The following is a 7,737-nucleotide window of genomic DNA, read 5'->3' as shown; positions in this document are numbered from 1 at the left end:
CCCTGAGGACCCGGCTTGCCCCGTGCACCTTCCGGCCCCGGCCGCCCCGGATGTCCCTGCGGACCGGGCTTTCCCGGCTCGCCCTGACGGCCCTGCGGCCCCTGCGCCCCTCGTGACCCCTGGCGGGAAGTTGTCTCGTCAGCCACTGATATGCTCCGTCGCGATTTGAAGCCGCTTGTAACAGAGGTTGGACGACGGCTTCAATTCTGCCTGTCGGTGCGGATGCAAGCGATCAACAGTCATAATTCCGTGGGCATATGACAACGGAGGACGTGTTGCGGGTTCTGAACGACGGCTACGGCGACGAACCGCAACCGCTCGACATCGTCGTGACGCGACATGATGTGCTTGACGAAGCGAGCTTTCGCAGCACCGGCGTGCTCGAGCTCTATGAGCAGTTGTTTCCCGCGATCGAGCGCGACAGTCCCGACGACATCGTGCGCTGGCTGCTGTCGGACGATGTCGGCGAGCCCAGACATTTCAGCGTCGGCGGCCAGGAGATGTCCTATCGTCTCGACTCGCGCTGCTTCATCCTGCGTGCCGCCGGGCGCGCGATCGGACTCGGCTTCTTCACCTACGATCACGCAAGCGATCTGATTTTTTGCAACCATGTCGGCATCGCGAAGGCGTGGCGCGGCGGCGGCCTCGCGCGTGCGTTCTATCGCGAGATGGTCGCCATGCTCGATGCGCTGTTTCCGCGCAACATCGGCGTGGTGCTCGAAGTCGAGCCGTACGATCGCGATCGTCTGGACGCAATCATCGCCGATCTCGAACGAACGGGCAGGCGTCAGCTCGTGGCGGACGAGCAGGACGCGGTCCGCCGACTGCTCCGTGTGAGCTGGTACGACAAGCTCGACTACTCCGTGTTCTGCGACGTGCACACGATGCGGCCGCTCGTCTGCCGCTCGCCAAGTCTTGACCCATCATGTCGTGATCCGTCGCTGCCGTCGTCGGATTGGGCAGGAGGCGAAGACAATTACTGGCTGATGTGGCAGGCGCGGACCGGCGCGCCCCGAACCGAGCTGCGCGCAGGTCAGCTCTGGCACAAGGCTGCCACCGCGATCTATGTCGAGATTCTCGCGAAGTCCCTCGTTGATGACGATCCGAATGGACGGCGCGACTATTGGGACTATGCGACCGCGCTGGTGGCCCAGACGATGCAACAGACCATGATGACCGACGTGCGTCTCGCACGTTGTCTCGGTGACGAGGACAGCGCGTTGCTGTCGCGCTGGCGACGTCTTGCGATCGACCTGCCGATCTAGGTCGACCTGAAACCGCTAGGCTGCGGCGTGCTCGCTCAGCGGCACGTCGATGCCGTCGGCCGAATATTCGCGGATCTTGTTCCGCAAGGTGCGGACCGACAGTCCGAGCACGCGCGCGGCGCGGGTGCGATTGCCGTCGCAGCGCGCGAGTGTTTGCAGCACCAGTTCCCGCTCGACTTCATCGACAGTCGCGCCGATCAGCAGTGGGACGATCTCATTTGGAGCCAGCGACGGCAGCAGTGCTTCCGGCGAAGGTACGGTGGACGCGTAAGACATGAACTCCTCCCGATCAAACGCCCGCCTCGTCGATGAGGCGGAGACATCGAGAAACCAACTACCCCGTACATCCACGGTGTGCCGGTTTGGTTAACAGCACCTTAACGCGCAGCTAACTCCCTGCTTTGTAAGCAAAATACCCAGAAATCGCCACGATTGCGGTTCCATCCGTCACAATGTCCGGTACCCGCCGTCCACCATCACGATCGATCCCGAGACATAGGCCGACAGGTCCGAGGCGAGGAAGATCGCAGGACCGACGATGTCTTCCGGCTTGCCGGCGCGGCCGAGCGGGGTGTGGTCCATGAAGACTTTGACGAGGTCGGGATTGGTGGCGCGCACCTTCTCGTTCAGCGGCGTCTCGATGAAGCCGGGGCCGATCGCATTGACGCGCACGCCGTCCTTGCCGAGCTCGGCGGCCAGCGCCTTGGTGAAGCCGAGCACACCGTGCTTGGAGGCGGTATAGGCCGGCGAGCTCGGCGTGCGCAGATGCACGAAGGACTGGATCGAGCCGATGTTGACGATGCGTCCCTTGTTCGTGCGCAGCGGTGCGAGGAACGAATGCGTCACGTTGAAGACGCCGGTGAGATTGATCGAGATGATGTCCTCCCAATCCTTGATCACGGCCTCTTCAGTGCCGAGCATGCCGTTGCGGCGCGCGATGCCGGCATTGTTGACCAGGATCGAGACAGGTCCGACCTTGTCCGCCACTTGCTTTGCAATCGCGATGCAGGCGTCGCGATCGGTCACGTCGAGTGTGAAGCTGTCCGCCTTGCCGCCGGCGTTGCGGATCTCCTTGGCCGCTTCCGCTACCGCATCGCCGTTCATGTCGAGCAGCACCACGCGTGCGCCCTCGCGGCCGTAGCCGACAGCGATGGCACGTCCGATGCCCGAGCCTGCACCGGTGATGACGGCGATGTGATTGTCGAGAAGGGGCATGGCGTTTCCTTGTTCTGTTTTATGAGTGTTGTCGACAACACTATTCAAAACTGCGCCAACCGAAACGCCAAGCCGCGTTTGCGCGTTGCTGTTATCCGGATTCGGATGACAGTACGGACCGATCATGGACCCGCATATCAGACAATGGAAAGTTGCAATCGAGCGCTTCTGCGCGGCGCCGGATCCCGACTATCGCGAGATCGCCAGAATGATTGCCGAGATCGCCGCGACCGATATCGACGAGACGCTGCGGCAAGCGGCCGCACAGGTGCTGCCGATCCTGCGCCAGGCGGCGCTGAAATCGGCCGACCGCCGGACCAAATCGATGGCGCTGCGCCGTCTCGGCATCGTCAGCGATGCGCTGCACATGCTGTCCGCGCCGCAGTTCGGCCGGCGTGGCCTGCCGCCGAAGGTGCTGACGCAGGAAGAGCGCTACCGGCAATTGCTGGGCCTGCCGTTCGGCCGCCGTCTCGCGGCAACCGAAGTCCATCAGGCGTTCAAGCGCGCCGCCAAGACGGTGCATCCCGACGGCGGCGGCAACGGCCCGGCGTTCCTCGAGCTCGCTGCCGCGCGCGACGCACTGATCAAGCATCACTGATGCGCGATCGCGCCAACCCGGACAGCATAAGGGCGGACACCGCGTCGTTGCCGCGTGTCCGCCCTGCGCGTGATCGATTGACAGTCGCTCAGTACGAGCAGGTGCCGTTGTTCAGGAGTCCGGTCTTGTAGCTGAATGCGGCGTCGAAGGTCGGCAGTTCTTCGCTGACGACGGCGTAGTTCGCCGGCCACGGCGCGGTCGGGATGCTCTGGTCCCAGATCTGGCAGAAGCCGGTGTCCTGCCAGCGGATCAGATGATAGGGCGTGGCGCTGGCCGGGCTTGCGGCGGCAAGCAGGGACACGGTGGCGGCAATGGTGGCGCAGGCGATCGCAAGACGACGCATCGGAAAACTCCGGTTTGAAAAATGAATGCTCCGCGGGGCAATCCCGGAGCTCAGGGGCCGATCGCCCCGGACATGCAGTGAGTGTTGCAATCCCGGGAACAGGTTCAACGCCGGTGCTGTGCCAAATTGCGCCGGATTGTGTGCTTGCTACAGTCGGCGCGTTGCGATTCGCGCCCGCGTCGCGACGCGAGCAAATCGACGTGAGCAAATCGACTTGAGTAGACTTTGGGGAGACCGCACATGAAACTTTCATCTACCCTTCGCGCCGCGCTGGTCGCGCTGATGGCCTTCACGGGCGCGGCTTTCTCCACCGCCGCTCGCGCCGACAGCGGCTTCGTGACGCTCACCATCTACAAGGCCGGCTGGATCATCGGCGGCTCCGGCGGCAGCGGTGTGCTGACCTTCCGCGGCCGCTCGTATCGGCTGTCCACGGGCGGTCTCGATTACGGCCTGGTGTTCGGCGGCTCCAAGACCGTGCTGCGCGGCCGCGTCAGCAACATCAATCGTCCGTCCGACGTCGCCGGCGTCTACGGTGCAGCCGGCGCGGGGCTTGCCCTCGGCCGCGGTGCCCGCGCGATCGTGCTGACCAATCAGAAGGGTGCGGTGCTCGAGCTGACCGGCCACCAGGTCGGCCTGATGGCGAACGCCGATCTGAGCGGCCTTGCGATCACGATGCAGTAGGGCATTTCGGTGTGACCCAATCTATCCCCGTCATCCCTGCGCAAAGGCTTCGCCTTTGCGCAGGGATGACGGGGATAGACTAGGGGCTGGCGTGCGCCTGCATAATTTCGGAATATTGGAAGCGTATCCGTGAGTTGCCCGACGTGTCAAGCAGAGCGCCGGCCACCGCCGGCTACTTTGCATGGGGTTGTTTTCGATATTTTGGCAGCGCGCCACCCACCGCGAGTGACCGCGGCGTTACTTACCTGAACAGATGCAGCGCTGCGTATTGCAGCAGCATGATGGTCTTGGCGTCGACGATGCGGCCGTCGCCGATCATGGCGAGCCCCTCGTCGATCGTAAGCTCCAGCACCTCGATATCCTCGCCCTCGTCGGCGAGTCCGCCGCCATCGCTGATGCGCATCGCAGCGTCGTATTCAGCGACGAAGAAATGCAGCTTCTCGGTCACCGCGCCCGGCGTCATGAAGGCTTCGAACACCTTGCGCACGTGATCGAGCCGGTAGCCGATCTCTTCTTCCGCCTCGGCGCGGATGCGTGCCTCCGGCGCGGCGTCGTCGAGCATGCCGGCGGCGGCCTCGATCAGGAGATCATCATAGCCGTTGGCGAAAGCGGGGTAGCGGAACTGACGCACCAGCACGACGCTGCGGGTCTTCAGATTGTAGGGCAACAGCACGGCACCGTTGCCGCGATCGTAGACCTCGCGCACCTGGGTCTGCCATTCGCCGTTGCTGCGGCGGTAGTCGAACGTCGCGCTCTTCAGCTCGTAGCGGCGCTTCGACAGCAGCTGGACGTCCTTGACGCGGACGCGGTCGGCGATGCTCATGCGTCAATCCTCAATCTGTCACGGCGTCGCTTCGCGACCGTCGAGCCATTTGGCCAGCATCACCGAGGTCGATTCTTCATAGCCGAGCGTTTGGTAAAACGCGCTGGCCTTGGCGTTTTCCCGGCGCACCAGCAGTTGCAGCTTCGGCACACCCGCCGCGCGCAGCCAGTCCTCGACCGCTTCCATCATGGTGCGGCCCAGGCCCTTGCCCTGGTGGTTGGGATCGACCGCGACGTAATAGACCCAGCCGCGATGGCCGTCATGACCGACCATCGCGGTCGCGACCATCGTGCCGGCGTCGCGGCCGACCAGCAGGGCCGAGCTCGGCCCGCGGCGCGCCAGCGCGATGTCGGAAGTGGGATCGTTCCACGGTCGCGTCAGGCCGCAGGCCTGCCACAGCGCGACGACGTCAGAAATGTCGGCGTCGGTGATTGGAGCAATGGCGAGGGAAGGAGAGGGCATTGTCGCTTGCACGGTCACAGCACCTTGCCCGGGTTCATGATGCCGAGCGGATCGAGCATCGCCTTGAGCTGTCGCATCAGCTCGATCGCGACCTTGTCCTTGACGTCAGGCAGTTCGTCGCGCTTCAGCACGCCGATGCCGTGCTCGGCCGAGATCGAGCCGCCCATCCGCAGCACGATCTCGAACACGACGGCATTGACGTCGTGCCAGCGCGCCAGGAAGTCGGCCGTGTTGGCGCCGACCGGCTGGCTGACATTGTAGTGGATGTTGCCGTCGCCGAGATGACCGAACGGCACCGGCCGCGCACCCGGGATCAGCTTCACGACCGCGGCATTGGCCTCCGCGATGAACGGGGGCACCGCTGCGACCGGCACAGAGATATCGTGCTTGATCGAGCCGCCCTCCGGCTTCTGTGCCGCGGACATCTCGTCGCGCAGCTTCCAGAACGCCTGGCGCTGGCTCAGATTGGCGGCGATCACGGCGTCATCGACGATGCCGTCCTCCATGCCCTGGGCGAGGATCGCCTCCAGCGTGTCGCGGGCGTCGTCGCGCGACGACGACAATTCCATCAGCACGTACCAGGGGTGCTTGCTGGTCAAGGGATCGCGGATATCGATGCCATGGCGGATCGAGAAATCGACGGCGATGTCGGCAAGCAGCTCGAAGCTTGTCAGCGCGCCTGCCGCCTGATTGCGCGAGATCGAGAGCAGCTTGAGCGCCGCCGCCGGCGACGTCAGGCCGACATAGGCGGTCTCCACCGCACGTGGCCGCGGAAACAGCCTCAAGGTCGCCGCGGTGATGATGCCGAGCGTGCCCTCGGCGCCGATGAAGAGGTTGCGCAAATCGTAGCCGGTGTTGTCCTTCTTCAGCTTCGACAGCGCGTTCAGCACGCGGCCGTCGGCCAGCACGACCTCGAGCCCGAGCGCCATTTCGCGGGCCACGCCATAGGCGAGCGCTCCGGTGCCGCCGGCATTGGTCGAGAGATTGCCGCCGATGGTGCAGCTGCCTTCGGCGCCGAGCGACAGCGGAAACAGCCGGTCGACGTCGGCTGCCTTTTGCTGCGCGATTTGCAGCACCACGCCGGCCTCGCAGGTCATGGTGTTGGATTCGACGTCGATGTCGCGGATCTTGTCGAGGCGCCGCAGCGACACCACGACCTCGCCGTTGTGCGGCGTCTGCCCGCCGACCAGGCCGGTGTTGCCGCCCTGCGGCACCAGCGCGATCCTGTGCTCGGTCGCAAGCGTGCAGATCGCAGCGACTTCGGCGGTCGAGCCCGGGCGCAGCACCAGCGGCGAGCGGCCGTGAAACAGGTCGCGTTCCTCGGTGACGTAAGGCTTGATGTCGGCGGCGTCGGTGACCGCATATTTCTCGCCGACGATGGCGCGGAACTTTGCAAGCAATTCGGGCGGAAGCGGCGGCACCGCTGATTGGACGATGTTCATTTTTTCTTGGTCTTTCACGTATGTCGGGATTTACCGCCCAACCGCTGCGCGGCGCAGCCGGTCATTGATGGCTTCGCCCAGCCCGTCCTCGGGAATGGGCATCACGGCGATAGCATCCGCGTTTCTCTTGTCGAGCGTGCGAAGGTAGCCGAACAAATTGGCGGCGGCCTCCGCGAGATCGCCGCGCTCGGACAGGTTCATCTCCACCGAGGCGCATTCGCGTCGCGCGACCTTGGCCGACCCGAACGACAGCAAGGCCTCGCCGACATGGACGTCGCTGGCATTGAGCCGGACCGGGGTCCGTGGCGCGTAATGCGAGGCGAGCATGCCGGGGGCAACCGGCTGAGCGTCGTTCTCGGCGTCCTGCGGCGGCGACTGCAGGGGATGGCCGAGCACGCGCTCGATTTCGGCGCGCGTCAGCCCGCCCGGCCGCAGCAGCACCGGATCGGAGAAGCAGCCGACGATGGTTGATTCGACGCCGACCTCGACCGGGCCGCCATCGACGATCAGGTCGATCCGGCCGTCGAGATCGCCCTTCACATGCTCGGCGGTGGTTGGCGAGACATGGCCGGAAAGATTGGCCGATGGTGCTACCACGGCACCGCCGAACGCCCTGATGATGTCGCGGGCCACCTTGTGGGCCGGGATGCGGATGGCGACCGTATCGAGCCCGGCGGTCGCGAGTTCCGCGACCGGGCAGGAGAGCGCCTTCGGCAGCACCAGGGTCAGCGGACCGGGCCAGAACGCTTCCGCCAGTCGCAGGGCCTGCCCGTTGAACAGGGCGATCCGGCGGGCGGCGCCGAGATCGGCGACATGGGCGATCAGCGGATTGAAGGCGGCCGGCCCTTGGCCTCGTAGAGCCGGGCGATCGCGGAGGCGTTGCCGGCGTCGGCGCCGAGGCCATAAAC

Annotated in this window: 10 protein-coding genes and 1 pseudogene; 3 read left to right on the top strand and 8 right to left on the bottom strand. The window is 65.0% G+C overall.

Going from position 1 to position 7,737, the window contains the following annotated elements:
• Nucleotides 1-146, bottom strand: a 146-nt coding sequence (locus tag H8A95_RS40400) for a collagen-like triple helix repeat-containing protein (protein ID WP_229188097.1), incomplete at its 3' end; no start/stop codon positions are given.
• 129 nt (nucleotides 147-275) lie between these two features.
• Here H8A95_RS40400 and H8A95_RS40395 point away from each other — a divergent pair.
• A complete protein-coding gene (locus H8A95_RS40395) occupies nucleotides 276-1,265 on the top strand; it encodes a hypothetical protein (RefSeq protein WP_229188096.1) in 990 nt (329 codons plus the stop codon).
• 15 nt (nucleotides 1,266-1,280) lie between these two features.
• Here H8A95_RS40395 and H8A95_RS40390 read toward each other — a convergent pair whose 3' ends face one another.
• Together H8A95_RS40390 and H8A95_RS40385 are read right to left on the bottom strand one after the other, a co-directional pair.
• The gene (locus H8A95_RS40390; protein ID WP_016840962.1) at nucleotides 1,281-1,541 is read right to left on the bottom strand and encodes a helix-turn-helix domain-containing protein; all 261 of its coding nucleotides are present in this window, start codon (nucleotides 1,539-1,541) and stop codon (nucleotides 1,281-1,283) included.
• Between the two features lie 171 nt (nucleotides 1,542-1,712).
• Nucleotides 1,713-2,480, bottom strand: coding sequence for an SDR family NAD(P)-dependent oxidoreductase (locus H8A95_RS40385; protein WP_229188095.1), 768 nt, complete (start codon nucleotides 2,478-2,480; stop codon nucleotides 1,713-1,715).
• A 124-nt stretch (nucleotides 2,481-2,604) separates the two neighbouring features.
• Between H8A95_RS40385 and H8A95_RS40380 the strand changes: the two genes are divergently transcribed.
• Nucleotides 2,605-3,078: a hypothetical protein gene (locus H8A95_RS40380; protein WP_229188094.1), complete on the top strand. Its 474-nt coding sequence runs from the start codon at nucleotides 2,605-2,607 to the stop codon at nucleotides 3,076-3,078.
• An 88-nt stretch (nucleotides 3,079-3,166) separates the two neighbouring features.
• Here the strand turns inward: H8A95_RS40380 and H8A95_RS40375 are convergent, their stop codons facing one another.
• Entirely contained in the window at nucleotides 3,167-3,421 is a 255-nt protein-coding gene (locus H8A95_RS40375) for a hypothetical protein (protein WP_229188093.1), read from the bottom strand.
• Between the two features lie 240 nt (nucleotides 3,422-3,661).
• Here H8A95_RS40375 and H8A95_RS40370 point away from each other — a divergent pair, with 240 nt between their 5' ends.
• Nucleotides 3,662-4,102, top strand: a complete 441-nt coding sequence (locus tag H8A95_RS40370) for a hypothetical protein (RefSeq protein WP_229188092.1) — start codon at nucleotides 3,662-3,664, stop codon at nucleotides 4,100-4,102.
• Between the two features lie 241 nt (nucleotides 4,103-4,343).
• On the opposite strand, the gene H8A95_RS40365 is transcribed toward H8A95_RS40370, so the two are convergent.
• The 4 genes and pseudogenes from H8A95_RS40365 to H8A95_RS40350 all read right to left on the bottom strand — a co-directional run.
• Nucleotides 4,344-4,925 carry an NUDIX hydrolase gene (locus H8A95_RS40365; protein ID WP_229188091.1) on the bottom strand — a complete coding sequence of 194 codons (582 nt, stop codon included), beginning with the start codon at nucleotides 4,923-4,925 and terminating at the stop codon, nucleotides 4,344-4,346.
• A gap of 18 nt (nucleotides 4,926-4,943) precedes the next feature.
• Nucleotides 4,944-5,387, bottom strand: coding sequence for a GNAT family acetyltransferase (locus H8A95_RS40360; RefSeq protein WP_229188090.1), 444 nt, complete (start codon nucleotides 5,385-5,387; stop codon nucleotides 4,944-4,946).
• A gap of 14 nt (nucleotides 5,388-5,401) precedes the next feature.
• Nucleotides 5,402-6,829 (bottom strand): FAD-binding oxidoreductase, encoded by a 1,428-nt coding sequence (locus tag H8A95_RS40355; RefSeq protein WP_229188089.1) that lies wholly within the window; start codon nucleotides 6,827-6,829, stop codon nucleotides 5,402-5,404.
• 30 nt (nucleotides 6,830-6,859) lie between these two features.
• Nucleotides 6,860-7,737 (bottom strand): annotated as a pseudogene (locus H8A95_RS40350) (L-threonylcarbamoyladenylate synthase); the annotation flags it as partial.

This window comes from Bradyrhizobium oropedii (assembly GCF_020889685.1).
Classification (GTDB): Bacteria; Pseudomonadota; Alphaproteobacteria; order Rhizobiales; family Xanthobacteraceae; genus Bradyrhizobium; species Bradyrhizobium oropedii.
The sequence above is the reverse complement of the archived record's forward strand: the minus strand, read 5'-3'. Positions and strand labels throughout refer to the sequence as shown.

Bases quoted from the DNA above. Each gene is read 5' to 3' on its own strand.
- H8A95_RS40385 (WP_229188095.1), bottom strand. From the start codon at position 2,480: ATGCCCCTTCTCGACAATCACATCGCCGTCATCACCGGTGCAGGCTCG.
- H8A95_RS40390 (WP_016840962.1), bottom strand. From the start codon at position 1,541: ATGTCTTACGCGTCCACCGTACCTTCGCCGGAAGCACTGCTGCCGTCG.
- H8A95_RS40360 (WP_229188090.1), bottom strand. From the start codon at position 5,387: ATGCCCTCTCCTTCCCTCGCCATTGCTCCAATCACCGACGCCGACATT.
- H8A95_RS40380 (WP_229188094.1), top strand. From the start codon at position 2,605: ATGGACCCGCATATCAGACAATGGAAAGTTGCAATCGAGCGCTTCTGC.
- H8A95_RS40370 (WP_229188092.1), top strand. From the start codon at position 3,662: ATGAAACTTTCATCTACCCTTCGCGCCGCGCTGGTCGCGCTGATGGCC.
- H8A95_RS40355 (WP_229188089.1), bottom strand. From the start codon at position 6,829: ATGAACATCGTCCAATCAGCGGTGCCGCCGCTTCCGCCCGAATTGCTT.
- H8A95_RS40375 (WP_229188093.1), bottom strand. From the start codon at position 3,421: ATGCGTCGTCTTGCGATCGCCTGCGCCACCATTGCCGCCACCGTGTCC.
- H8A95_RS40365 (WP_229188091.1), bottom strand. From the start codon at position 4,925: ATGAGCATCGCCGACCGCGTCCGCGTCAAGGACGTCCAGCTGCTGTCG.